The sequence below is a fragment of the Tenacibaculum sp. 190130A14a genome (assembly GCF_964048965.1).
Classification (GTDB): Bacteria; Bacteroidota; Bacteroidia; order Flavobacteriales; family Flavobacteriaceae; genus Polaribacter; species Polaribacter polynesiense.
This window is the reverse complement of record NZ_OZ040189.1, coordinates 3,426,203-3,452,557: the sequence shown is the minus strand read 5'-3', so window position 1 is coordinate 3,452,557 and position 26,355 is coordinate 3,426,203. Positions and strand designations below refer to the sequence as shown.

General features: G+C 32.4%; 24 protein-coding genes. 10 read left to right on the top strand and 14 right to left on the bottom strand.

Annotated elements, in window-relative coordinates; all coding sequences use genetic code 11:
* The first annotated feature begins 1 nt into the window (after position 1).
* Positions 2-1,108, top strand: coding sequence for a DUF3179 domain-containing protein (locus ABNT22_RS16040; protein ID WP_348717662.1), 1,107 nt, complete (start codon positions 2-4; stop codon positions 1,106-1,108).
* A 44-nt stretch (positions 1,109-1,152) separates the two neighbouring features.
* Here the strand turns inward: ABNT22_RS16040 and ABNT22_RS16035 are convergent, their stop codons facing one another.
* From ABNT22_RS16035 to miaB, 8 genes are all read right to left on the bottom strand, one after another.
* The gene (locus tag ABNT22_RS16035) at positions 1,153-3,471 is read right to left on the bottom strand and encodes a hypothetical protein (RefSeq protein ID WP_348717663.1); all 2,319 of its coding nucleotides are present in this window, start codon (positions 3,469-3,471) and stop codon (positions 1,153-1,155) included.
* 96 nt (positions 3,472-3,567) lie between these two features.
* Entirely contained in the window at positions 3,568-5,205 is a 1,638-nt protein-coding gene (gene groL / locus ABNT22_RS16030) for a chaperonin GroEL (RefSeq protein ID WP_348717664.1), read from the bottom strand.
* Positions 5,206-5,240: 35 nt separating this feature from the next.
* Positions 5,241-5,516 carry a co-chaperone GroES gene (gene groES, locus ABNT22_RS16025; RefSeq protein WP_299107720.1) on the bottom strand — a complete coding sequence of 92 codons (276 nt, stop codon included), beginning with the start codon at positions 5,514-5,516 and terminating at the stop codon, positions 5,241-5,243.
* A 167-nt stretch (positions 5,517-5,683) separates the two neighbouring features.
* Positions 5,684-6,025, bottom strand: coding sequence for a preprotein translocase subunit SecG (gene secG, locus ABNT22_RS16020; RefSeq protein WP_348717665.1), 342 nt, complete (start codon positions 6,023-6,025; stop codon positions 5,684-5,686).
* Positions 6,026-6,763, bottom strand: coding sequence for a hypothetical protein (locus tag ABNT22_RS16015; RefSeq protein ID WP_348717666.1), 738 nt, complete (start codon positions 6,761-6,763; stop codon positions 6,026-6,028).
* Between the two features lie 4 nt (positions 6,764-6,767).
* Positions 6,768-7,274: an LptE family protein gene (locus ABNT22_RS16010; protein WP_348717667.1), complete on the bottom strand. Its 507-nt coding sequence runs from the start codon at positions 7,272-7,274 to the stop codon at positions 6,768-6,770.
* A gap of 36 nt (positions 7,275-7,310) precedes the next feature.
* Positions 7,311-8,546 (bottom strand): sigma-54 dependent transcriptional regulator, encoded by a 1,236-nt coding sequence (locus ABNT22_RS16005; RefSeq protein ID WP_348717668.1) that lies wholly within the window; start codon positions 8,544-8,546, stop codon positions 7,311-7,313.
* A gap of 79 nt (positions 8,547-8,625) precedes the next feature.
* Positions 8,626-10,080: a tRNA (N6-isopentenyl adenosine(37)-C2)-methylthiotransferase MiaB gene (miaB, locus tag ABNT22_RS16000; protein ID WP_348717669.1), complete on the bottom strand. Its 1,455-nt coding sequence runs from the start codon at positions 10,078-10,080 to the stop codon at positions 8,626-8,628.
* Positions 10,081-10,291: 211 nt separating this feature from the next.
* On the opposite strand from miaB, the gene topA reads away from it, so the two are divergent.
* The 7 genes from topA (at position 10,292) to ABNT22_RS15965 (ending at position 19,745) form a co-directional block, all read left to right on the top strand.
* Complete coding sequence (topA, locus tag ABNT22_RS15995) at positions 10,292-12,778, top strand: type I DNA topoisomerase (RefSeq protein WP_348717670.1); 2,487 nt, start codon at positions 10,292-10,294, stop codon at positions 12,776-12,778.
* 54 nt (positions 12,779-12,832) lie between these two features.
* Positions 12,833-13,987, top strand: coding sequence for a formimidoylglutamase (locus ABNT22_RS15990; protein WP_348717671.1), 1,155 nt, complete (start codon positions 12,833-12,835; stop codon positions 13,985-13,987).
* Between the two features lie 98 nt (positions 13,988-14,085).
* Complete coding sequence (gene gldK, locus ABNT22_RS15985; RefSeq protein ID WP_348717672.1) at positions 14,086-15,462, top strand: gliding motility lipoprotein GldK; 1,377 nt, start codon at positions 14,086-14,088, stop codon at positions 15,460-15,462.
* A 51-nt stretch (positions 15,463-15,513) separates the two neighbouring features.
* A complete protein-coding gene (gldL, locus tag ABNT22_RS15980) occupies positions 15,514-16,152 on the top strand; it encodes a gliding motility protein GldL (RefSeq protein WP_348717673.1) in 639 nt (212 codons plus the stop codon).
* 45 nt (positions 16,153-16,197) lie between these two features.
* Positions 16,198-17,733: a gliding motility protein GldM gene (gene gldM / locus ABNT22_RS15975; RefSeq protein ID WP_348717674.1), complete on the top strand. Its 1,536-nt coding sequence runs from the start codon at positions 16,198-16,200 to the stop codon at positions 17,731-17,733.
* A 15-nt stretch (positions 17,734-17,748) separates the two neighbouring features.
* Positions 17,749-18,612: a gliding motility protein GldN gene (gldN, locus tag ABNT22_RS15970; RefSeq protein ID WP_348717675.1), complete on the top strand. Its 864-nt coding sequence runs from the start codon at positions 17,749-17,751 to the stop codon at positions 18,610-18,612.
* A 77-nt stretch (positions 18,613-18,689) separates the two neighbouring features.
* The gene (locus ABNT22_RS15965) at positions 18,690-19,745 is read left to right on the top strand and encodes an FAD-binding oxidoreductase (RefSeq protein WP_348717676.1); all 1,056 of its coding nucleotides are present in this window, start codon (positions 18,690-18,692) and stop codon (positions 19,743-19,745) included.
* Here the strand turns inward: ABNT22_RS15965 and ABNT22_RS15960 are convergent.
* On the bottom strand, positions 19,737-20,132 hold the full coding sequence (locus ABNT22_RS15960; protein WP_348717677.1) for a DUF983 domain-containing protein: 396 nt from the start codon (positions 20,130-20,132) through the stop codon (positions 19,737-19,739). The two genes, ABNT22_RS15965 and ABNT22_RS15960, sit on opposite strands and share 9 nt — an antisense overlap.
* Positions 20,133-20,227: 95 nt before the next feature.
* Between ABNT22_RS15960 and abc-f the strand changes: the two genes are divergently transcribed.
* Together abc-f and ABNT22_RS15950 are read left to right on the top strand one after the other, a co-directional pair.
* A complete protein-coding gene (abc-f, locus tag ABNT22_RS15955; protein ID WP_348717678.1) occupies positions 20,228-22,147 on the top strand; it encodes a ribosomal protection-like ABC-F family protein in 1,920 nt (639 codons plus the stop codon).
* 18 nt (positions 22,148-22,165) lie between these two features.
* Positions 22,166-23,188, top strand: a complete 1,023-nt coding sequence (locus ABNT22_RS15950) for a tetratricopeptide repeat protein (protein WP_348717679.1) — start codon at positions 22,166-22,168, stop codon at positions 23,186-23,188.
* A 59-nt stretch (positions 23,189-23,247) separates the two neighbouring features.
* Here the strand turns inward: ABNT22_RS15950 and ABNT22_RS15945 are convergent, their stop codons facing one another.
* The 5 genes from ABNT22_RS15945 to ABNT22_RS15925 form a co-directional block, all read right to left on the bottom strand.
* Positions 23,248-24,084, bottom strand: a complete 837-nt coding sequence (locus ABNT22_RS15945; protein WP_348717680.1) for an NmrA family NAD(P)-binding protein — start codon at positions 24,082-24,084, stop codon at positions 23,248-23,250.
* A 10-nt stretch (positions 24,085-24,094) separates the two neighbouring features.
* Positions 24,095-24,580: a DUF1772 domain-containing protein gene (locus tag ABNT22_RS15940; protein WP_348717681.1), complete on the bottom strand. Its 486-nt coding sequence runs from the start codon at positions 24,578-24,580 to the stop codon at positions 24,095-24,097.
* Complete coding sequence (locus tag ABNT22_RS15935; RefSeq protein WP_348717682.1) at positions 24,577-24,969, bottom strand: hypothetical protein; 393 nt, start codon at positions 24,967-24,969, stop codon at positions 24,577-24,579. Before ABNT22_RS15935 ends, ABNT22_RS15940 begins: the two co-directional genes overlap by 4 nt.
* Positions 24,970-25,058: 89 nt before the next feature.
* Positions 25,059-25,910, bottom strand: coding sequence for an AraC family transcriptional regulator (locus ABNT22_RS15930; protein ID WP_348717683.1), 852 nt, complete (start codon positions 25,908-25,910; stop codon positions 25,059-25,061).
* Positions 25,882-26,328 (bottom strand): hypothetical protein, encoded by a 447-nt coding sequence (locus ABNT22_RS15925; protein ID WP_348717684.1) that lies wholly within the window; start codon positions 26,326-26,328, stop codon positions 25,882-25,884. Before ABNT22_RS15925 ends, ABNT22_RS15930 begins: the two co-directional genes overlap by 29 nt.
* Positions 26,329-26,355 lie beyond the last annotated feature (27 nt).

Sequence of the window (26,355 nt, the reverse complement as noted above, 5' to 3'; positions counted from 1 at the left end):
TATGAGATTTTTAGTATTGTTTTTAACAGTTTTAATATGTTCTTGTTCTTCTTCCAATGAAGAATTTACTCCGAATAATAACTCGAACAATGGCTCAGGTAGTGGAGCAGGATCTGGAACCAACTCAGGAAATAATTCTGGGAATACGGCCAATCAATGGATTGTTTCCGTTAGCCAGATTATTGATGCCGGACCTGGGAAAGATGGTATTCCTTCGTTAGATACTCCTGTGTTTATAGATATCAATACACAGTCTTATTTAAATGATGATGATTTAATTGTAGGTATTACAATTAATGGAAAATCAAAAGCTTATCCGTATAAAATTTTGAACTATCATGAAGTGGTCAATGATATTGTTGGAGGTAGTAATTTAACTATTTCACATTGTCCCTTAACAGGAACGTCTTTTGGTTGGAGTAGAATTATAAATGGAGAAGTAACCACTTTTGGAGTTTCGGGGTTGTTATATAATTCAAATTTAATTTTATACGATAGAAAAACTGATAGTAATTGGTTTCAAATGGGAGAAATTTGTGCTAATGGAGAATTAAGAGGAAGAATACCAACTGGTGTAAAGGTAATAGAAACAACTTTGGGAGAATGGAAAAAATTTTATCCAAACTCAGAAGTTTTGAGTAAAGAACAAGGGTTTAGTAAACCATATGATAAATACCCATATAGAGGGTATTTGGAAGATGATGATTTATTGTTGTTTCCGGTTTCTCCAATAAATGACCGTCTACCAAAAAAAGAACGTGTTTTTGCCGTAATTACTGGAGCTACTTCTAAAGTTTATAGAAGAGAATCATTTGGAGAAGGTTTGGCAAAGAAAGATGTGTATAAAGGAGAGAAATTATTAATAGTAGGAAATAAAGATTTAATCACATGCTTTCAGTTAAATGAAAGTCAGGAAGATTTAGTTTTTGAATATACAGAGGAAGGAGAGGGTGTAATGTTTAAAGATAATGAAGGAAATAAATGGAGTCCTTTTGGATTAGCTCTAGAGGGGCCTCGAAAAGGAACTATCTTAAGGCCCAAAAAATCATTAATGACTTTTTGGTTTGCTGTGGCCGCCTTTTTTCCAGAACCAATATTAGATGATTAAAATGAAACTAAAAAGCCTCGATAATTTTATCGAGGCTTTTTAGTTTATAATACTTCTTTAAAAGTAAGTTCTTTCTTATAGCTAATGAGCTTACCTTCATTCGTAATTCCTTCAATCACAAGTAGTACTTTGTTTTGGTTTAAATGATTAAATTTTAAACTTTCAGATTTATTGTTTATCACAATATTTGGTTTCCAGAAAACAGTTCCAAAATCTCTAAAGGTTGTACTTTCTGTAGATACATATTTAGGTTGATAATATTCTTTTTCAACCGAATATCCGAAAGGTAAAGTATACTTAGCAAAGCTATTTTTACGTTTTTTGTTTCCTGAATCTTTTTTTGAGTATAAATAAACACGAGCTTGCCCTTTAGAAATATAAATTTCTTCAAAATCATTAACAGTTAAATCTGCAATGAGATTTAAGTTGTTGAAGTTTTGAGATTGAATGGAAATATCATCAAGAAAAATATCTGCAATAATTGATTGTCTTATGAAACCTCCTCTACTACGTATAATAGAAGTGTTTATAGGAGTTTGGTTCACCATAAAACCTCTTGACCCAATGAATTCAAGAATTGTTTGATTTTTTTGAGCTAAATTTTTCGTAACAAACCCGTTCAGTCCTCCTTTAAGTAAAGGTATGTTTTTCATGATGGTTTTACCCTTAATATGAACTTCATTCAATAATGAATACTCTTCCGAAATTAGGGGTGAAAGAATTGGTTGGTTGTTGTTAACATGATAAGATAGGTTAAATGTTGGGAGTTTTTTTAAGGTGCTATTAATCTTGTTTGGGTGATAGGAAATATAAGTTTTAGGAGCTTTAAGCCTATTTTTCGAGTTCAAAATGGCTAGATTAAATTCTGACTTATCTTTTAAATACAAGTTGTTGATTTCGAAAGAACCATTACTTACAGGATGTACTTTATAAAGTGCATTCTCATTAGAGGTCAAAAAAATTAAATTTTGTGCTTTAAAGGTTTTGGAATGTATTTTTCCTTTAATAGTTATTCCTTTATCAAAACTATATTGTTCTTTAGGAGGTGAATTAAAAATATCGTACCATTTATATCTAGACCATCCTTGTGTAAGTAATAAAACATCTAAATTATATAATTTTTTATTGTCAGTTTCTATAAAATAATAGTTCGGATTTTCAATATTTCCGTTTACATAAGGAGCTAACAAATATTTAGAAATGATGCTCTCCGAAGGGGAGTAGCTTTTAGTACCGTAAGGTAAAATAGAAGCACTTAAAAAATAAGCCGTTGAATCTTTAGCTTTTTTTAAAATGTTTAGTGTTAAAGAATCTTTGTTTATTTGAGTAGTAGCACTAAGGTTTGCAAATAAAGATTTACTATAATTGAGAAATACTCTTTCTGCAATAGGTTTGTTTTGGGGGCTAAATAAGGTTATAATGTTAGTTCCTTTGTTTAACTCATTTTTGTTAATAAGATAAGAAATTTTTTTTACGCCTTTTTTGAAAAGTAAACTTCTTTTTAAATAGCTTCTTGTATTATGTACGAGAAAGTAAAACTTCTGATCCATTAATTGCGTTAAGGTTTGATCGTTTGTTGAAAAAACAAACTCAACCCAATCTTTATGATGAGTATTTACCTGTAATGTTATACCGTTTTGTTTGATGTTTTGGAGTGGTTTAACAATTGAGGTGTTGTTTAAGTTGAATTGAACAGCATATTTTTTGTTAGAATCCATATAGAACTTAATTTTAGCGAGTCCTAATTGATTTGTAGAGAAATACGTAATTGGTTCATTATTTTCAATAATAGCTCCTTTTATAAATTGAAGTCCATGGTTGTTTTCATTTTTTAAAACAATACCCAAAGAATTAATGGTATTACTCACTAAATGTCCTCCTTCGGGTAAAATTTGAATATCTAAATTATTTTTTAAAGAAGAGGCTTTGTTGGATGGGGTATAATTAGCAATTGTTATTTTTTGAATAAAAGATTGATCCTCTTTAAAGTTCTTCATGTAATTGGTAGAAGCCTTGAGATAATAAGAGTTATCTGTAAAAGTAGAGTCAATTTTAAAGTCTCCAATAGCCATTCCGTTTTTAACACGAAGTAATTTTTGTTCTTTTAAAGTTCCATCTTGTTTAAAAATACTACAATATAAATTGGTGGTGTTTTTACTCAGGTTGTTTGAGTTTTGTTCTAATATATAAGCCTTAAACCAAAGTTCTTCCCCTTGTACGAATGTAGTTTTGTTTAAATGTAAAAAAGGAACTTCTCTAATATTTTCGAAATAGTTGGAATAATTCTTTTCTATGGAAGAATTTTGAGAGTAAGCAGCAAAGAATATAAACAGTGTTGTTAAGTAGAGTAAAGTTTTTTTCATAGTGTTTTTTAGCTTCAAAATTTATCAAGAATTAAGCCAAAAAAAATCCTCGAGAATTTTCTCAAGGATTTCATATATGGTTATACCAAATAAGTATTACATCATTCCTGGCATTCCACCACCCATTGGAGGCATTCCACCACCAGCAGGAGTATCTTCTTTAATATCTACTAAAGCACATTCAGTAGTTAAAATCATTCCAGATACAGAAGCTGCATTTTCTAAAGCAACACGAGTTACTTTCTTAGGATCAATAATTCCTGCTTCTAACATGTCTACATAAGCTTCAGATTTAGCATCATATCCAAAATCTTTATCTCCCTCTAAAACTTTGTTAATAACAACAGATCCTTCTCCACCTGCGTTTTCTACAATTGTTCTTAATGGAGATTCAATAGCTCTATTTACAATTTGTATACCAGTAGTTTCATCTAAGTTATCAGTAGTAATTGTCTCTAATACTTTTTTCGCACGAACTAAAGCAACACCACCACCAGCAACAATACCTTCTTCTACTGCTGCACGAGTAGCATGTAACGCGTCATCAACACGATCTTTCTTTTCTTTCATTTCTACTTCAGAAGCTGCACCTACATATAATACAGCAACACCACCAGCTAATTTAGCTAATCGCTCTTGTAACTTTTCACGATCATAGTCAGAAGTAGTCGTTTCAATTTGTGCTTTAATTTGGTTTACACGTGCTTTGATTTGCTCTTCATCACCAGAACCATTTACAATAGTAGTATTGTCTTTGTCAATAGTTACAGTTTCAGCAGTTCCTAATAAATCTAAAGTTGCATTTTCTAAAGAGAAACCTCTTTCTTCAGAGATAACAGTACCACCTGTTAAAATAGCAATATCTTCTAACATTGCCTTCCTTCTATCTCCAAATCCAGGAGCTTTAACAGCAGCAATTTTTAAACCACCTCTTAACTTGTTAACTACTAAAGTAGCCAAGGCTTGTCCATCTACATCTTCTGCAATAATTAATAAAGGACGACCAGATTGAGCAACTGGTTCTAAGATTGGTAAAATTTCTTGTAAATTAGAAATCTTCTTATCAAATAATAAGATATATGGATTTTCTAATTCAGCAATCATTTTGTCTGCGTTTGTAACGAAGTAAGGAGATAAATACCCTCTGTCAAATTGCATTCCTTCTACAACATCAACATAGGTATCAGTTCCTTTAGCTTCTTCAACAGTAATAACTCCTTCTTTACCAACTTTACCAAAAGCAGTAGCAATTAAATCACCAATAACACCATCGTTATTCGCAGAAATAGAAGCAACTTGTTTAATTTTTTCTGAAGAATCACCAACTTCTTTAGCTTGTTTAGCTAAATCTTCAGTAATCGCAGCAACCGCTTTATCAATACCACGCTTTAAATCCATTGGGTTAGCTCCGGCAGCAACGTTCTTTAAACCTTCTTTTACAATTGCTTGAGCTAAAACAGTTGCAGTAGTAGTACCATCACCAGCTAAATCGTTTGTTTTAGAAGCTACTTCTTTAACCATTTGAGCTCCCATGTTTTCTAACTCGTCTTCTAACTCAACTTCTTTTGCTACAGAAACACCATCTTTTGTTACATGTGGTGCTCCAAATGCTTTAGAAATAATTACGTTACGACCTTTAGGTCCTAAAGTTACTTTTACCGCATTTGCTAAAGCATCTACTCCACGTTTTAATCCTTCACGTGCTTCAACATCAAACTTTATATCTTTTGCCATGTTATTCTATGTTTTTATTTTTTATGAATAATGAATTAAACGATTGCCATGATATCTGACTCACGCATCATTAAATAATCTTTTCCTTCTAACTTTAATTCAGTTCCAGAGTATTTTCCGTATAAAACAGTGTCACCAACTTTTACAGTTAATGGTTCATCTTTTTTACCATTTCCAACAGCTACCACAGTTCCTTTTTGTGGTTTTTCTTTCGCGTTGTCTGGAATAATAATTCCTGAAGCTGTAGTAGTTTCTGCTGCAGCAGGTTCTACAAGAACTCTATCTGCTAAAGGTTTAATGTTTAATCCCATTTTATATGTTTTGTATAGTTTATTTTTAAATTTTACAGTTTGATTTTGTCAGAAATTGTGCCAATACTTGGATGCTGTCAAATTTACGAACAAAGAATGTTTTGATTAAAAAAAAATGCCAACGTGTCATTTACGCTGGCATTTTCAATATTATATTTTCGGTTCAATTATTGAACGCTGTCTTTTGTTGTATCAGTAGTTGCTGGAGTTTCAGCTGGTGTTGTTGCTTCAACATTTTCTAAAGTACTATCTAATTGAGGCGCATCTGAAGCATTTCCTCTAGGAATAGCAAAATTAGCTAATAAGATTAATGCAAACATAGTAATAGCCAACGTCCAAGTAGTACGATCTAAAAATGTATTTGTGTTTTGTACTCCTCCTATGTTTTGAGTTCCTCCTCCAAAAGAAGAAGATAATCCTCCACCTTTAGGGTTTTGAACCATTACGATTAAAATTAAAGCTATAGCAACTATTAAGATAAGTACTAAAAGTAAAGTATAAGTTGTCATCTATTTATTATTTTGTAATGTTTGTATTTTTTTAATCTGGTCTGCAAAGAAACCACTTTTTTCTGGATATTTCAAACTTAATATTTTATATGCTTGAATTGCACTGTCATACTTCTTTTGTTCGAGATAAACTTTGGCTAAAGTTTCTGTCATTAACTGAGTAGAATCCTGTGTTTCTTTAGCTTTTATCTCAACTAAAGGAGTAGATTTATTAGGACGAGGAATTTTCGGACTGTTTGCTATAAAACGGTTGATAATATCATCTTGCTCATTTGATTTCTCATCTTCATTTTCTGTGGCTTCTTCTGAAACGTTATCTCTATTGATAGGTTTCTTAGAAGAAAGTTGTAACCATTGATTGAAAGAAAAAGTTTCATCGTTTGTAAAAGACAATGGCTTTCCTATTTCAAGCTGTTCTTCAATTTTAGAAGTTTCGGCCTTTTTCTTAGGAGTTAAAATGCTTTTTAAACTGAATTTTTCTTCTTTTTTAGTTACTACTTCAAAATTTTTAGAAGTTATAAATTCAAAAAGAACCGTTCTATTGGTAGTATAAGCAGCCGTTTTTTTTAGTTGGTTATTGTACTTAAAACTATCTTGGTTTTTGAGTGCTTTTAAATATAAAGCTCTTGCCGATTGAAAATAAGGATGTTTGTCAATAATTCCTTTTAATTCCAATGTGTCGCTCGTTTGAATTAGTGGAGCGTTTTCAAGAAGTTTTATGTAATTGTCTTTTTCCAATTGATTACCACTTTGCCACTGAGGCGTTAAAAATATCTTGTGTAATACGTTCTAAAATAGCCTCCAAAGCAGTATCTAAAATACTCCCAGTTAACTGCTGATCTGCACCATAGTCGTAATAAAAAGAAAAACGCTTCTCAAAATTGTCTTTTTCTTCTTTTTTATTTTCAAAATTAACATTAACTGTAATAGTTAAACGGTTTTGAGCTGCAGTTTGATTTCCTGTAGCACTCATTGGTGTAATTCGATAATCAACAATTTCACCATAAAAGTATAAGTCTCCTCCTGTATTTACTAGAGTTAAGTTCGTTTGACGCGTAAATAAATCTTGTAAATCTTGCGTGAATTTCTGACTTAATATAGGCTCTATTAAAGGTGCTTGGTTAGGGAAAAAATCTACTTGAATAGTTTCTGCATCTCCCGTATTACCTCCTGTAAAAGAATAAGCTCCACAACCTATTAATATAGATGTTATAACAAAAAGGAATGATGTATATATAAGTTTTTTCATATTGAATTTGATGAGTTATAAAAATAAGCAATTGCTTTACAAATCGTACTGCTTAATTTTTCGATATAAGGTTCTTTCAGAAATTCCTAACTCTTTTGCTGCTAATTTTCGTTTTCCATTGTTTTTCTCAAGAGACTTTTTAATCATTTCAATTTCTTTCTCTTGTAAAGATAAATTTTCATCTTCTTCTATAGTTTCAGCATAATCAAAAGTATTGTCTATAGCAGGAGATTGAGGTAATTGTACAACTTCTACTTGATGTGTTTCTGGCTGTTGAGGTTGTTCTTGATAAATACGTTCAATTAAACCATGATTAGCCTCTTTTACCTGTTCAGAATTACCACTTTTCATTAATTCTAAAGTAAGTTTCTTCAAATCATTGATGTCATTACGCATATCAAATAATACTTTGTACATGATATCTCGCTCGGTAGAAAAATCTGATTGTCTATCAGATTTAGAATTAACAACGGCAGGTAAATTCCCTTGAATATTAGGGAGGTATTGAATCACTTTTTCTGGAGTGATTAACCTGTTTTCTTCAACAACAGAAATTTGTTCAGCAATATTTCTTAGTTGTCGAATATTTCCAGGAAAATTATAATTTAATAAAACTCTTGTTGCAGCCTCATCTAGTCGTATCGTTGGCATTCTATACTTTTGAGCAAAGTCAGATGCAAATTTTCTAAATAATAAATGAATATCCTCTCCACGTTCACGAAGTGGTGGTAATGGTATTTCAATCGTACTTAAACGATAATATAAATCTTCTCTAAATTTACCTTTAGCAATGGCATCGTGCATGTTTACATTGGTAGCAGCTACGATTCGAACATTGGTTTTTTGTACTTGAGAAGAACCTACTTTAATAAACTCTCCATTTTCAAGAACACGTAGTAATCTAACTTGAGTTGTTAGCGGTAATTCTCCTACTTCATCTAAGAAGATAGTTCCTCCATCGGCAACTTCAAAATATCCTTTTCTAGCAGCAGTTGCTCCAGTAAAGGCACCTTTTTCATGACCGAACAATTCACTATCAATAGTTCCTTCTGGTATAGCTCCACAGTTTACAGCAATATACTTAGCATGTTTACGATGCGATAATTGATGAATGATTTTAGGTACATTCTCTTTACCTACACCACTTTCACCAACAACTAAAACAGAAATATCGGTAGGAGCAACACGAATTGCTTTTTCAATAGCACGATTTAATTGCACATCGTTACCAATAATTCCAAAACGTTGTTTTATTACTTGTAAACTTTCCATACTTATTTTTTAAAATCAAGAGATAGTTCGAAGAAGAATCAAAAAGTATTTTAACACCTCTTGGTTCGTTCTTTTTTATCTAATTATTTTCCGAATATCCCACAGCAGTTCCTTTTAATGTAGTAGAAGTACAATCTTCTATTTTTACATTCACAAACTCTCCCATTTTATAATTTTCTTTAGGGAATACTACTACGGTGTTTTGTGTATTACGTCCTTTCCATTCGTTTTCATTCTTCTTAGAAGTTCCTTCAATTAAAACTTCTTGAATTTTTCCAACATGTTGTTTAGTTCTAAATAAACTATGCTCTTGTTGTAAATTAATGATTTCTTGTAAACGACGTTTTTTGGTTTCTAAAGGAATATCATCTTCCATTTTTTTAGCAGCCAGTGTCCCTGGTCTTTCAGAGTATGCAAACATAAATCCGAAACTATATTTTACTTTTTCCATTAAGTCAAGCGTGTCTTTGTGATCTTGTTCAGTTTCTCCACAGAAACCAGCAATCATATCTTGACTTAAATTCATCTCAGGGATGATTTTGTAAATATTTTCTACTAATTCTAAATATTCTTCACGGGTATGTAATCTGTTCATAGCTTTTAACATTGCATTACTTCCACTTTGAATAGGTAAGTGAATGTATTTACAAATGTTTTTATGTTTCGCCATTACATGAATCACATCTAGGGTCATATCTTGAGGATTCGATGTAGAGAATCTAAAACGCATTTTTGGAAACTCAGTAGCACACATGTCTAATAATTGTGCAAAATCCACTGCAGTTGCTTGTGCCATTTCAGAAGCTTTTTTGAAATCTTTTTTCAATCCACCTCCATACCATAAATAGGAATCTACATTTTGACCTAATAAAGTAATTTCCTTGAAGTTTCTATCATGCATTGATCGAATTTCTTCAATAATACTTTTTGGGTCACGACTACGTTCACGTCCTCTAGTAAAAGGTACTACACAGAAAGTACACATATTGTCGCATCCACGTGTAATAGATACAAATGCCGAAACTCCATTAGAATTTAAACGGACAGGAGAAACATCAGCATAGGTTTCTTCTTTAGATAAAATTACGTTCACTGCATCTCTTCCAGCTTCAACTTCTTCTACTAAATTAGGTAAATCTCTATAGGCATCTGGTCCTACTACTAGATCTACAATTTTTTCCTCCTCTAAAAATTTAGCTTTTAAACGTTCTGCCATACAGCCTAAAACCCCAACTTTCATTTTAGGGTTTACCTTTTTAACAGCGTTGTATTTCTTTAGTCGGTTTCGAACTGTGGTTTCCGCTTTTTCACGAATAGAACAAGTGTTTACTAACACTAAATCGGCTTCTTCCATGTTGCTGGTGGTATTAAATCCTTCTTCAGCAAGAATAGAGGCAACAATTTCACTGTCGTTCATATTCATTTGGCAACCATAACTTTCAATAAAAAGTTTTTTACTGTTACCGTCCTTTTGCTCAGTTAACAAAGGTTTTCCTTGTTTTTTCTCGTCTATTACTTTCTCTACTTGTTCCATAAAACCTTAAAATCGTGATAAAATAGTGTGCAAAGATACAACCAAAAACTGTAATTTATGACAAATTGTCATTGAAAAAATAGCTTCTTCTTACTTTAATTAAATGTAAAATTTTAAAGAATCATTTTGATTAAAAAAAAACTCTCTACTTTTGCAAATTGAAAACCACTATATACTATATGGTGTAAAAAGCGAATAGAGAATTAGAAGTATGGCAAAAAATTTAGTAATAGTAGAGTCACCTGCAAAAGCAAAAACCATTGAAAAGTTTTTAGGAAAAGATTTTCAAGTAGAATCAAGTTTTGGGCATATTGCAGATTTACCATCTAAAGAATTAGGTGTAAATGTAGAAGGAGACTTTAAACCTAAATATATAGTATCTACTGATAAAAAAGCAGTAGTTAAAAAATTAAAGGATTTAGCAAAGAAAGCAGAAACAGTTTGGTTAGCTTCCGATGAGGATCGTGAGGGAGAAGCAATTGCATGGCATTTAGCTGAGCAGTTAAAATTAGATGAAAGTAAAACCAAACGTATTGTTTTTCATGAGATTACTAAAAAAGCAATTCTAAGAGCAGTTGATAACCCAAGAGATATTAATTATAATCTTGTAAATGCACAACAAGCGCGTAGAGTACTTGATAGACTAGTAGGGTATGAGCTTTCTCCTGTGTTATGGAGGAAGGTAAAAGGAGGACTGTCTGCAGGTAGAGTACAATCGGTAGCTGTGCGCTTAATAGTAGAACGCGAACGTTCTATTGAAGGGTTTACTCCGGTAGCTTCATATAGAGTAGATGCCGAATTTATAAATGTAGAAGGAAAGAAGTTTAAAGCCAAGCTAGGTAAAAACTTTGAAACGAAGGAAGAAGCGGAGACGTTTTTGAATTCTTGTATCAATGCTAATTTCTCTGTTGCGGATTTACAAAAGAAACCAGCAAAAAAATCACCTGCACCACCATTTACAACATCAACGTTACAACAGGAAGCCTCTAGGAAATTAGGTTTTCCAGTAGCAAAAACGATGATGATGGCGCAACGTTTATATGAGGCCGGGTTAATTACTTATATGAGAACAGATAGTGTAAACTTATCTGATGATGCTAAAAATGCTGCTCAAGAAGAAATCACAGATTCTTATGGTGCAGAATATAGTAAGCCACGTAATTTCTCAACCAAATCAAAAGGGGCGCAAGAAGCACACGAGGCAATTCGTCCTACGAATATGACAAGGCATGAGGTTTCTGTAGACTATGATCAAGATCGTTTGTATAGTTTAATATGGAAACGTACCATCGCATCTCAAATGAGCGATGCTCAGTTAGAAAGAACTGCTGTTAAAATTGACAATAACAAAAACGACAAGCAGTTTAATGCCAATGGTGAGGTAATTACATTTGAAGGTTTCTTAAAAGTGTATTTAGAAGGAACGGATCATGAAGAAGAGGAACAAGCTGGAATGTTACCTAAAATGAAAGTTGGAGAAGGTTTAGAAAATGAATTTATTACAGCGACTGAACGTTATACAAGACCACCAGCAAGATTTACGGAAGCATCTTTGGTAAAACGATTAGAAGAATTGGGTATTGGACGTCCGTCTACATATGCTCCAACGATTTCTACTATTCAGAGAAGACAATATATAGAGAAAGGAACTGTTGAAGGACAAGAAAGAAGTTATGCACAACTTAAATTGTCAAAAGGTTCACTTTCAGAAAAAGAACTAACAGAAAGAGTTGGTTCAGATAAAGGAAAACTAGTTCCTACAGATATAGGAAATATTGTAAACGATTTCTTAGTGGCTAATTTTGATTCTATTTTAGATTATGGATTTACTGCCAAAGTAGAAAACGAATTTGATGAAATTGCTGAAGGAAAGGAAGACTGGACAGCAATGATTAAAGAATTTTACAAAGATTTTCATGTAAATGTAGAGGATGTAGCTGCAAATGCAGATAGAGCAAGTGGACAAAGACTATTGGGAATTGATCCGGAAAGCGGAAAAAATGTATACGTACGTTTAGGGCGTTTTGGTGCAATGGTGCAAATAGGAGAAGCTACAGATGAGGAAAAACCAAAGTTTGCTAGTTTACAAGGAGATCAAACCATGAGTTCTATTACTTATGAAGAAGCAATGGACTTATTTAAGTTACCTAAAACATTAGGTGATTATGAGGCAAAAGAAGTAGTCGTTGCAAATGGTCGATTTGGTCCATATATAAAATTTGATGGTAAATACGTGTCTTTAGATAAAGGAGAGAATCCAATGTCTGTAGATATGGATAGAGCTATAGAATTGATTGAAGCAAAGAGAAAAGCAGATGCTCCTATTGGTGAATATGAAGGAATGCCTATTCAAAAAGGAGTAGGGCGTTTTGGGCCTTTCATCAAATGGAACAGTATTTTTATCAATGTAAATAAGAAATACGACTTTGATAATTTATCACAAGCAGACCTTGAAGAACTTATTGAAGATAAGAAAAGAAAAGAGCGTGAGAAGCTAATTCATAACTTTGAAGAGGTTGGAATTCGAGTAGAAAAGGCTCGTTGGGGTAGGTTTAATGTAATCAAAGGAAAAATAAAAGTTGAATTGCCAAAAACAACGGAAATTGAAAAAATGACCCAAGAAGAGGCAGTGAAACTCATTGAAGCAAAGACGCCTAAAAAGAAAACAACAAAAAAGAAAGCAACAAAAAAGAAGTAATTTAGCAAAGAGTTAAAATAGTTAGTATATTGCACTTCTAATTTTCCCCTAGAAATGAACATCGATTTTTTAACTTCAATTGAAAATTCGGTGGTTGCATATTGTCAACAGCAACCGCAAAATGCTTTAGGCAATCTGATAAGTATTCACACAGAAGAAAACTTTCCAGATTTGTCTGATGTGTCTATTGCTATCATAGGGGTAAAAGATGGGCGCGGAGCTGTTAATAATTTTGGCTGTGGTCAAGATTTACAAGAAATAAGAAAAAGCCTGTATAGCTTATATCCGGGTAAGTGGCAAGTGAAAATTGCTGACTTAGGGGATGTAGTTATGGGGAACGCTGTTTCAGATACTTATTTCGCAGTTTCTTCAATTATTACATCACTTTTAAAACTAAACATCATTCCTATTATTATAGGAGGAGGACAAGATTTAACATATGCAAATTATCGAGCATATGATTCGCTTGAACAAACGGTGAATTTAGTTTCTGTTGATAGTAGGTTCGATTTAGGAGGGTTAGATGATGAACTAACCTCAAAATCATTTTTAAGTAAAGTGATTATGGAGCAACCTACCAATCTGTTTAACTATAGTAATATAGGATATCAAACTTATTTTAATTCTCAAGAAGAAATTCAATTACTAGAAAATTTATATTTTGATGCTTATCGTTTAGGAGAAGTAAAAAATATAACCTTAGTTGAACCTATCTTAAGAGATGCAGATATTGTAAGTTTAGATGTAGGATGTATTCGTCAAAGTGAAGCACCAGGGAATGGAAATGCATCACCAAACGGATTTTATGGAGAAGAAATTTGTGCTATTGCAAGATATGCAGGTATCAGTGATAAAGTAAGTTCTTTTGGTATTTATGAATACAATGGTAAATTGGATGTAAATAACCAAACAGCGCAGTTAATTGGACAAATAATATGGTATTTTGTTGAAGGAGTAAATTTTAGAGCAAAAGATTACCCTTATTCAACAAAGGAGACATATCAGAAGTTCACTGTGGTTTTAGAAGATGACGAACCAATCAACTTTTATAAAAGTGATAAAAGTGGACGTTGGTGGATGGAAATAAATTTAATATCGAATAATAAACATAAAAGACATGCGTTAATACCTTGTAGTTATCAAGATTACGAACACGCATTACAGCAAAAAATACCTAAAAGATGGTATAAGGCATTACAAAAGATGTAGTAAGTTGTAATAAAGTGTTTTTAAAAAAGTATAATAGGTAATTGTTTTTTAATAAAAAAAATAATAGGTTTACGCCTCTTTACATGAAAGAATATAGTATGAAGAAATTAGCAGCATTTGCATTATTAGTATCAGTTGTGTACGCTTGTGGATCAAGCGGTGATAGAGGAGAGTTGGTGGGGTCTAAGTCTAAAAGAAAATGGTTCGCTGAAAAACCATATGGTATGGTAAAAATACCGGGAGGTTCTTTTACTATGGGTAAGCAAGATGAAGATCCATTAGGAGCAATGAATGCACCAACTAAAACAGTAACGGTTCAACCATTTTATATGGATGAAACTGAAATCACGAATACTGAGTATAAACAATTTGTAGTATATGTAAGAGATTCTATTACTAGAACTCGTTTAGCATATCAAGCAGAATTTGCTGAAGGTGGTGGAGAAGAAACTGCTGGAGGTGATAGAGCAGAAGGAATTCAGTTATATGCATTTGCTTCGAAAGACACTACAAACGAATCTGCATATGATAAGTATATGCGTGAAAACTACTACGAATTAGGAGAAGGAATTGACTCTTTAAAACCATTAAACTGGGAAGAAGATTTAGTTTGGAATCAACAAGAATATCCTGATGCTGATTATGTTGAAGTAATGGACTCTTTATTTATCGCAAAAGATGAAGCATTAAATGGAATTCGTACGTTCAATACAAAATTATTAAACTATAGATATTTCTGGTTTGATAATGAGGCAGCAGCAAGAACTGGAAAGAACAGAAAAGATTTCATGCAAAATGAGGTTATAAATATTTATCCAGATACAACGGTTTGGATTAAAGATTTTAACTACTCGTATAATGATCCAATGCACCAAGAGTATTTCGCTCATAAAGCATATGAAGAATATCCAGTAGTAGGTGTAAACTGGCACCAGGCAAAAGCATTTTGTCACTGGAGAACTCAAAATAAGAATTCATTTCAAAGATCTAAGAAAAATTTAGGATTGGTTCCTGCATTTAGATTACCAACAGAGGCAGAATGGGAGTATGCAGCTCGTGGAGGACTAGACTATGCTAAGTACCCTTGGGGAGGTCCAAGTACTACTAGTGATAGAGGATGTTTCTTAGCAAACTTTAAGCCAGTACGTGGAGACTATGCAGCTGATGGAGCTTTATATACTGTTGAAGCAGCTTCTTACAATCCGAATGAATATGGATTGTTTAATATGGCAGGTAATGTTGCTGAGTGGACCAATACAGCGTACAATCAAATGTCATACTACATGGGATCTACAATGAACCCGAATGTAGAAAACAAAGAAAATGGTAGAAAAATTATCCGTGGAGGATCTTGGAAAGATGTGGCGTATTTCTTAGAAGTAAGTTCTCGTGATTGGGAATATGCTGATACGGCAAGAAGTTACATAGGATTTAGAACAGTTCAAGATTACTTAGGAGTAAATAAAAATAAATAATCAAGAGTAAATAAATATTAATTAAAAATTCCCTTAAAAAACACAAAAATTATGGCACAATCAAAATCAACTAAGAGATTATTTAACATGGCTTACGGTTTAGGAGCCGCGGTAGTAATTTTAGGAGCATTATTCAAAATTTTACACTGGCCTTTCGGTAACGAAATGTTAATTTTAGGTATGATTACAGAGGCAATCGTTTTCGCATTATCAGCTTTCGAAGCAATTGAGGATGATTTAGATTGGACAAAAGTGTATCCTGAATTAGCAGATGGTCAATCAACTGGTAAAAAAGGAAAAGAAGCTACCCCAGCTGATGCTCAATCATTATTATCTCAAAAGTTAGATGATATCTTAAAAGAAGCTAAGTTTGATACTCAATTAGTTTCTCGTTTAGGAGATAGCATTAAAGATTTCCAAGGAGCGGTAGAGCCTTTAGCTTCTGCATCTCAATCAATTTCAGCTACAAATAGCTACAATGAGCAAATGTCTAGAGCAGCAGCTCAAATGGAGTCATTAAATAGTTTATACCAAACTCAAGTAGAGAACGCAAGTAAGCAAGCAGATTTAAATTCTGCAATGGTTGAAAATTCTCAACGTTTACAAGAGCAAATGCAATCGTTAGCTACAAACTTATCTTCTTTAAACGGAGTATATGGAGGTATGTTATCTGCAATGTCTACTAAGTAATTAGTTTATCTAATTTTATTATTAACAAAATAAACTAACACTAGTATGGCAGGAGGAAAACTATCACCAAGGCAGAAGATGATTAACCTTATGTACCTTGTATTCATTGCAATGTTAGCAATGAACATGAGTAAGGAAGTATTATCTGCGTTTGGTTTAATGAACGAAAAATTATCTGAGGCAAACATTAAGGCAGCAGAGAAGAATGAATTAGCATATGCAACGCTTACAAAAATGGCAGCTGATCAAGCTAAACAATATGGTGAGGCTAAAGAGAAGACTGATAAATTAAAGGTTGTTGCAGATGATTTATATAAGTATTTAGGAGATTTAAAATCTCAAATGACTGGAGATTTAAAAGACCCAAAGGCTTATGAAACAATGGATAAGTCTAAGTTCTTAGATGAATTATTCTTTAAAGGAGGTAAGATTACTGAAGCAGGTAAAGAATTTGTATCTAAAATTGAAGGATTTAGAAATGAAGCATCAGCAGCTGTTGAAGGAACTGAAGTAGCTGGCGTAGTTTTAACGCGTTTTAATACAGATAAAGTTACCAATAAAGATGGAAAGAAAGTTGATTGGTTAAAGTATAACTATGAAGGATTTCCTTTAGTTGCTTCTTTAACTAAGTTAACACAGATTCAAGCAGACGTTAAAGCTACTGAATCGGATGCGTTATCAGCGTTGTTAGAAGGTGAGTTAAAAAGCGCAGTTTCTATGACGAAGTATGAAGCAATGGTAGTTTTTGATAAAGGAGCGTATTATCCTGGAGAAAAATTATCTGGTAGAGTTATCTTAGGAAAAAAGGATCCTAACTTAACAGCTGAAAAAGTTATTATCAATGGTGAAGAAATCGCTGCTGATAAAATTCAAGCTGGTCAAGTTATCTTAGATACTCCAGTAGGAAATGTTGGAGATAAGGAATTAAAAGGAGAATTTCAGTTTAAAGAAGGTGATTCAATTGTTAAAATTGATATTACTGGAGGATATGCAGTAATTCCAAGACCTAATGAGGCTTTGGTATCTGCAGATAAAATGAACGTTGTATACCGTGGTTTATCTAACCCGTTAACAATTTCTATTCCTGGAGTACCAGGAAACAAAGTTTCTGCAAAAGCACCTGGTTTACGTAGAGTAAAAGGAGATAGCTATGTAATGAGACCTGGAAATGGAAACGAAGTAAACATCGTTGTTACAGGAACTCCAACTGGAGCGGATAAAGGAGTTCGTTCGGTTAAGAAATTTAGAATTAAAGATATTCCACCAGCGGTAGGAATGGTAAGAAATCAATATGGTACGGTTAAAATGCCTAAGTCAAGTGTAGGAAAAGTAACTGTAGCGGCTGGATTGCCAGATTTCTTATTCGATTTAAAATTAAATGTGTCTAGCTTTAAGATTAAAGTACCTGGTCAATTAGCAGTTCCTGTAAGTGGAACTAGATTAAGCGCCAGAGCTAAACAAGCAATTAGTAGAGCTAGAAGAAATGATGTTATTACAATTTATGACATCCAAGCATCTGTTTCAGGTTCAAACTATAAGATCAAAAAAGTTTTACCTGTAAGTATAGAAGTTACAAATTAATAAAAATATAGAAGTATGAATTGGAAGCGTTTTTATGTGGTTATTATTGCTCTTGCTAGTACAAGTATAGTAAGCGCGCAGGCCAACCTTTTAAATGCTAAGAAGGTAGAAGAGATTGGTATAAAACCTCAGGCTCAAATTGATGCAGAGGCAGATAAACCTCTTCCTTATGGTTACATAAGTGATAGAGATGTACTATGGTCTAAGGTAGTGTGGGAGTATGTAGATTTAAACCAAAAAATCAACCTACCATATTATTATCCAATTGATACTGTAAGTATTTCTAATGGTAGACGTTCTTTGTATGATACCTTATTAAAAGGAATTAGAACAGGTGAAATCAATGAGGTTTATGAAGATTCTTATTTTACTGCTAAAATAGGAATGCAAGAAATCCAAACTAAAATTGAAAATTCTCGTGATGATGGGTATGGAAACATTGATGTTTATACTATCAAATCAGATCGTATTAAAGGATATTTAATTAAAGGAATCTGGTATTTTGATAAGCGTCAAGGAGAGTTAAAGTATCGTATGTTGGCTATTGCTCCAATGGGGCCTGATGTACAGGTATTAGGAGTTGAAGAAATTGATGATGCAGATAATGTATATCCTTTATTCTGGGTATTCTATCCAGATGCAAGAGAAACATTGCATAAATCAAAAGTATTTAATCCACTAAACTCGGCACAACCTTTATCATATGATAACCTTTTAAATGCACGTAGATTTAATTCTATTGTTCAGAAGGAAGAGAATTTATATGGAGATAGGGCTATTAAGGATTACGTAAGAGGTAATTCATTATTCCAACTTTTAGAAGCGAATCGAATTAAAGAAGGAATAAGAGATAGAGAAATGGATATGTGGAATTATTAATTCCAATTTCTATAAAAATCTAAAAAGCGTTTGCAATTGCAAACGCTTTTTTTTGTAATAATAACTACCTTTGATGCATGAATAAAAAGGTAGATTATATTGTTGTTGGTTTAGGCTTAGCAGGAATTGCTTTCGTAGAAGAATTGATAAAGGCTGAAAAGTCTTTTTTAGTGTTTGAAAATAGCTCGCAGGTATCTTCTATTGTTGCAGGAGGTACGTACAATCCTGTAATATTAAAGCGTTTTACACCTGTTTGGAATGGGCATGAGCAGTTACAAACGGCAATCCCTTTTTATAAAGAAATAGAAGAACGATTAAAGGTGGTTTTAGATACTTCCTTTAAAACAAGAAAAATATTTTCTTCTGTAGGAGATGAAAATAATTGGTTTATCGCTTCAGATAAACCTATGTTGTCCCATTATATGAACCCGACCGTGGTTAAAGAAGCTATTCCTGGAGTTATTTGCGATTTTGGATATGGTGAGCTTACAGGAACAGGAAGAATAAACACACCGTTACTTGTTTCATCGTATAAAAAGTACCTAGAAGATATGCATGTATTGTTTGCAGAGGAGTTTATGTATAGTAAACTGGTAACTTCAAATGATAAATTAAAGTACGATGAAATTGAAGCAGATAAAATTGTTTTTTGTGAAGGATTTGGTTTGAAAAGTAATCCATTCTTTAATTATTTACCACTGAATGGAACGAAAGGAGAAGTAATGACAATTCACGCTCCTGAATTAAAAATTGATTACTTATTGAAATCTGCAGTTTTTGTAATGCCAATTGGAGAGGATTACTACAAAGTTGGAGCTACATTTAACTGGACTGATAAAACTTCTATACCCACAGAAGAAGGGAAAAAAGAGTTGATAGAAAAATTAGAAAAAGTAATTAACGTCTCTTATACAATCGTAGAACAAAGAGCAGGAATACGTCCAACGGTAAAAGACAGAAGACCTTTAGTAGGAACACATCCAGAAAACAAAAAATTAGCCGTTTTAAACGGTTTAGGAACTCGTGGAGTTATGATTGCTCCAACGGTAGCTAAAAACTTGTTAAATCATCTTGAAAACAATCAGGAGTTGGATAAAGAAATCGATATCAAAAGATTTCAAGATTTACTTTAAGTTTTTCTTTTTCGCGGCTTCTTTATCGTAGTTTACAAAAAGATTGATCCAAATAATACGAGACAACCTAAGTGTGATAGGAGTGAGTAGTAAAGAAACTACCACAATACTAATGAAACTTTGTAAAATACTCAGACCAATAAAAACTTTAGCAATTATAAAAACGGCTACAAATAAAGCTACTGCTAGGGCATAGTTTACATACATTGCTCCAAAGAAAAATGAAGTTTCTAACATGTATTTTAATCCACAGTTCGGACAATTATCATGTAATTGCGTAATTTTTTTAGGATTTACATTGAGCTTGTATTTGTAAAACTCTCCTTCGTGACAACGTGGACATTTATGTTTTAAAATACTATATAATTTACTGCCTTTTCCGAACATGATGTATTTATTAGTTTCGTTTTAGTAAGTTTGTGCAAAAATCGGGAAAAAACTAATAAGAAAAAGTAACCGAGGTTACAAAAAACGAATATTAGATGTTAAATGTACATAATTTATCGGTCTCATTTATGGGAACCGATTTGTTTTCAGGAATTACTTTTAAATTGAATAAAGGTGATCGAATTGGATTGATTGGGAAAAATGGAGCAGGAAAATCAACTTTACTAAAAGTGTTAGCAGGCGATCTTGAAAGTAGTGCAGGATCTTTAGCATTAGATAAAGAAATTAATATTGGTTTTTTACGTCAAGATATTGATTTTGTGCATGGAAGAACTATTCTCGAAGAAGCATATCAGGCATTTACTGAAATTAAAGAAATTGAAGGTGAATTGGATGATATCAATGCGCAGTTGGCAGAAAGAACCGATTATGAAAGTGAAAGTTACAATCAATTAATTATTGATTTAAACGAAAAAACAGAGCGTTACGAACTTTTAGGAGGATATAATTATCAAGGAGATACCGAAAAGATTTTACAAGGTTTAGGATTTCAAAGAGAAGACTTTGACAAACTAACCGATACGTTTTCTGGAGGTTGGCGTATGCGTATTGAGTTAGCGAAACTTCTTTTACAGAACAACGATATTTTATTACTCGATGAGCCTACCAACCACTTAGATATTGAATCGATTATTTGGTTGGAAAATTTTTTAAAGAATTATGCAGGTGCTATTGTACTAGTGTCTCACGATAAAATGTTTTTAGATAATGTAACCAATCGAACTATTGAGATTTCATTAGGGCAGATTTATGATTATAAAAAACCGTACTCTGAGTTTTTGAAACTACGTGCTGAGATTAAAGAGAAACAATTACAAACACAAAAGAATCAGCAAAAGGAAATAGAACATACCGAAAAGCTAATTGAAAAGTTTAGAGCTAAGGCTAGTAAAGCGGCCATGGCACAATCGCTTATTAAAAAATTAGAAAAGGTAGAACGCATAGAAGTAGACCAAGACGATAATGCGGTGATGAATGTACGTTTTGAAATTTCTAAAGAGCCAGGAAAAATTATTGTTGAGGCAGAAAACTTAAGCAAGAACTATGGCGAAAAAGAAGTGTTAAAAAACGTAGATCTATTAATTGAACGTAATAGTAAAATTGCTTTTGTTGGTCAAAACGGACAAGGAAAATCTACCCTAGCCAAAATGATGGTTGGTGAGATTCCATTTGAAGGAGATTTGAAATTGGGTCATAATGTAGAAGTAGGATATTTTGCACAGAATCAGTCAGAACATTTACCTCCAGAGAAAACAGTATTAGAAATCATGGAAGATGCAGCAAATGATTCTAACAGAATTCGTGTAAGAGATATGCTAGGAGCTTTCTTATTTAGTGGTGAAGCCGTAGATAAAAAAGCAAAGGTATTATCAGGAGGAGAACGAAACCGATTGGCTTTATGTAAATTACTATTATCACCGTTTAATGTATTGATAATGGATGAGCCTACCAACCACTTAGATATTGCCTCTAAGAATGTATTAAAACAGTCTTTGCAAAATTTTGATGGTACCTTAATTATTGTTTCTCACGACCGTGATTTCTTGCAGGGATTGACCACTACGGTATACGGATTTAAAGATCGTGAAATTAAGGAGTACCTAGGAGATATTGATTATTTCTTAGAGCAGCATCAAATTGAAAGTTTGAGAGAAGCTGAGAAGCGTACGGTAGTAAAATCAGAAAAAGATACTTCTAAAAAAGAAGCCTACAAATTATCAAAGGAGCAAGAAAAAGAGCTTAAAAAGTTAAAGAATAGAATAAATAAAATAGAAAAGGAAATTGCTAATTTAGAAGAAGAGATTGAAAAAATTGATTTAGAATTAGCACAGAATTATGCAGAAGTTTCTGCACAACCAAACTTCTTTGAAAATTATAAAGCTAAAAAGGCCAAAGTAGATGATTTAATGGAAGAATGGGAGGAAGTTGAAGAAAAAATTTCTAACTTTAGCTAAATCTTAAAAAATTGTTTTATGAAAAAAATTGTTATAGCATTATTGTTATTGGGTGCTGTAATGCATGTGAGTGCCCAAGAAGATTTTAATAAGTTGATTGAGGTAGGTATATCTAATCACGATAAAGGAAGGTATAAAGATGCCATTAACTATTATAAAAAAGCGCTAGAATTACAACAAAATTCTCCTTTGGCGAATTATGAAATCTCACTCTCTTATATGAGTTTGAAAGATTACAAAAACGCCATTAAGTATTCCGATAAGGTTATAAGTAGTTCTAAAGATGAACGTTATTTATTACCGGCTTATGTAAATAAGGGCTCGGCATTAGATATGTTGGGAAAAACAAAAAAATCGATAAAGATTTTCGAAAAGGGAATAAAAAAGTTGGGGAATCATTACTTACTTCATTTTAATTTGGCAATAAATTATTTAAAAATGAATGATTTAGAAAATGGAGAGGTTCATTTACAAGAAGCTATTAAGCATAATCCTGTTCACACGTCAAGTCATTTTTATTTAGCAAAAATAAACGATTCAAAAGGTAAAAGAGTACAGGCGTTATTAGCCAGTTATTATTTTTTGTTTATTGAACCTGAGTCTATCAGAGCACAAGAGATCTATGCGATTCTTCAAAAGAATATCAAAGCTGGAGTTAAGAAAGAAGATGGCAAAAATGTAACGATAAATCTAAATTTGCTCGGGAAAGATGATGATTTTGGTGCTGCAGAGTTAATGTTGTCAATGTTAGAGGCAACGCATAAGCTTGAGAAAAACAAGGATAAAACCAAAGAAGAAATGTTTGTGGAGAACACAAAAAGTTTGTTTTTAATTTTAGGAGAGCTAAAAGAGAATAGTGAGAAAGAAGGCTTTTGGTGGGAGTTTTATGTGACGTTTTACGATAAGTTGGCCAAGAGTGGTCATATAGAGGCTTTTTGCAATTTTGTTACACAAATGGACTTGAAATCAAAAAGATGGATAGATGATAATGAAGAAAAAATAAAAAAGTTTTTCACTTGGTTAGAGAAAGAACTTAAATAAAAAAAACCTCTTAGTAATGGCTAGGAGGTTTTTTTATGGATAAAGTTTGGTAGTATTGGTTAACTGACTTTAATCTGATTCCAAATTCCAGTTTTAGCGGTTTCTTGTGCATATTCTAAAAACGTTTTTGCTTTTCTTCCTAGTACTTGTTCAATATCATTAACTACAAGTTGATTTTTAGGATTGGTTAAAACATGACTGAACAAATATTCAATCAACCATACAACATCATTAGGTATTTGCATTTGTTTCATACCATCTATATATTGTTCTAATGTAATGTCATAAAAATTTAAATTTCTTCCACTAGTTTTTGAAATGATGTCAATAATGTTTTTAAATGTAATTAATTCTGGTCCTGTTACTTCAATAGTTTGACCATTGTAAGAATCATCAAGTAAAACTGTAGCGGCCACTTCCGCAATATCATTAGTATCAACAAATGGAATTAATACGTCCGACATTGGTAAAGCTACTTCTCCAGATAAAATAGGCTCTAAAAAGAAACTTTCACTCCAATTTTGGTTAAACCAAGAGGCTCTAACAATAGTGTAATCGATACCTGAATTCATTACAATTTGTTCGCAAGCTTCAGCTTCTGTTTCACCTTTTCCTGATAGTAAAACCATTTTTTGAACTCCTAATTCTTTAGCTAAATAGGTTAAACTTTCTATGGCTTCTTTGGCTCCCGGAACGGCTAAGTCAGGATAATAGGTAACGTACATTCTTCCAATTCCTTGTAAAGCGGCTACCCAAGTATCTTTGTTATCCCAATCAAAGTTTGGCGATGCATTTCTAGAGCCAATTCTAGGTTCGATTCCTTTTTTTCTTAATTGTTCTACTACTCGGTGACCAGTTTTACCAGTTCCTCCGATAATTAATATGTTATTATTCATGATAATTGTTTTAAAATTGTTTTTTTATAAAAATTGCAACCAGCAATAATATGAAGGAGACCATGCTAGCTATGGTTCTTATAGTATGATATACATTCCACCTAGTTTCATAATAGTTTCTGAAGTTTTTTAATTGAGAAAGAGTTAGTTTTTCAAGACTTAAAGCCTCTAATTGATTATTTAAAGGAACATTTCCGAAGGCGGTTATACTAAAAGTTCCTATTAAATAGGTAATAGCCGAAATAAAGATTAACCAAAACACAGGTTTATCATAAAACTGAGTATAACTAGTGATGAGCAGTGTAATTAAGCTTCCAAAAAACACAATAAAAAAAGCAGGATTTAGAATTTCTTTGTTAATACTTTGCATGGTTTCTAAGTAGGTTAAATCACCCGTTTTTTTTGTTCCTAGAATAACAGAAACAGACCAAGCAAAGAAAAAACCAGTAGCAAGCGCATTCAATAATACCGTAATAAAAAGTGTCAGTGTTTTCATGCTCTTTTTTTATTAGTTATATAGTTTCCGAAGTACCATACAATTGCATAAATCTCTATTACAATTGCGTAGAATTTTAGATCTCCAAAAAAATCTGAATAGCTCCCACCATTTGGAATTAAGAATACGGGTACTGTTATACAAGCATCGAGTAGTGTAATTACAAGTATATATAGGAGAGCAAGTGATGATGGTTTTAAATAATGTTTTCTGTAAAATAGATAGGTTCCTAAGTAAGCACTTGGAATTAACCCTAATGCGAGTATTATATTAGCTTGTAAGTCTAGGTCATTTAACAGAGTGATATAAAATGATAAGAGATAAAAGCAAACACCCAAAACCCAAACGAATATGGCGGTGATAATACTGAATAAACTTTTACTGATCATAATATTGGTTTTTAATTATGATACAAAGCTATGGTACTTGTTAACCAGTAACTTATTCAAAAAGAATTATGATTTATTCGAAAAGAATTTTAGACTTGACTGGGTCTAAAACCAAACTTTTTTTCAAAAGCATTAGAAAAAGAACCTAAACTATCATAGCCAACAGCCCATGCAGCTTCTTGAATTGGTTTTTTTTCATTTTTAATGAGGTTGTAGGCTTTTTTTAAACGTTCGTTTTGTAGGTATTTAAAAACAGGAACACCAAATTGAGCTTTGAATTCTATTTTAAGTTTGTTGGTGTTTGTACCTATTTTATGAGCTAATTCTGTTAAAGAGGGTGGGTTTTCTAAATTTGAAACTAAAATTTCGTGTGCAAGATTGATTTTTTCAAGGTCTAAAGTATTGAGTTTCGCATTTTGTTGTTTGGCTAATTGTCCGAAATAATGTGATAGTAATGCCGTGATATGACTTTTGTAGAAAAGCATTTTAACTTCACCTTTGTATGTATTGCTGAAGAATTGTTCTACTAATTGAAACATCTCAGGGCTCATATTAAAAACAGGGCCTTCAACATAATGATCTTTTGGATGTACCAATGGGCGCAAAAATTTTTCTAAAAACTGCCCTTCTCCATCCGGTAATTTATCTATGTTTTTTAAAGCAGTTACAATTACCAAGCATTGTAATGGTTTTAGTTTAGAAACATGATGTTCAAAGGTTACTTTATCATTTGCATAAAATGATAATACCATGCCTTTGGTATGATGGAATTCTTTCATTTTTCCATCAAATTTCACTTTCAAGCCAACGTCACCAACTCCATAAAAAGCAATGGCGATTACTGGCTCATCAAAAAAACAAGAATCAATCAAGTTACTATTAGAAGAAGCTTCTTCTAATAAAATAGTATAATCATGTATGTCTATGATTTCTCGATTCATTTTGAGTTATATTTTGTTTTTCTTCCTTTATAATTTCTTTTAATTTTTCAATTAAGAGTGCTCCCAGTATTAATGAGGAAGTAACCCAATCTTCCTTTCCGAAATGATAAATAATCATACCTAATAGTATGGGTAATATATAACTAAATAATTTACCAATGATTCTTAACGATGGTTTTATGGTGTCTGGGATTGCTTTACTGAGGTTTTCTGATAATAAATTAAAGAGTTTTTCAATGAGATGAGAGATTAGTATTAGTAAACCTATTCCAATAATTATAAGAAGGATAAATTGTTTGATTTTGTCATTGGAGAAAATACTGTAAGAAATCTTACCACAAAAAAAGAGGATTCCGACAATAATAAGTGGTTTTAGAATTTTTTTCCAAACAATAATTAAAAATTCTTTTCTATTCATTTTATTCATGAGCAATTATTTACTTTC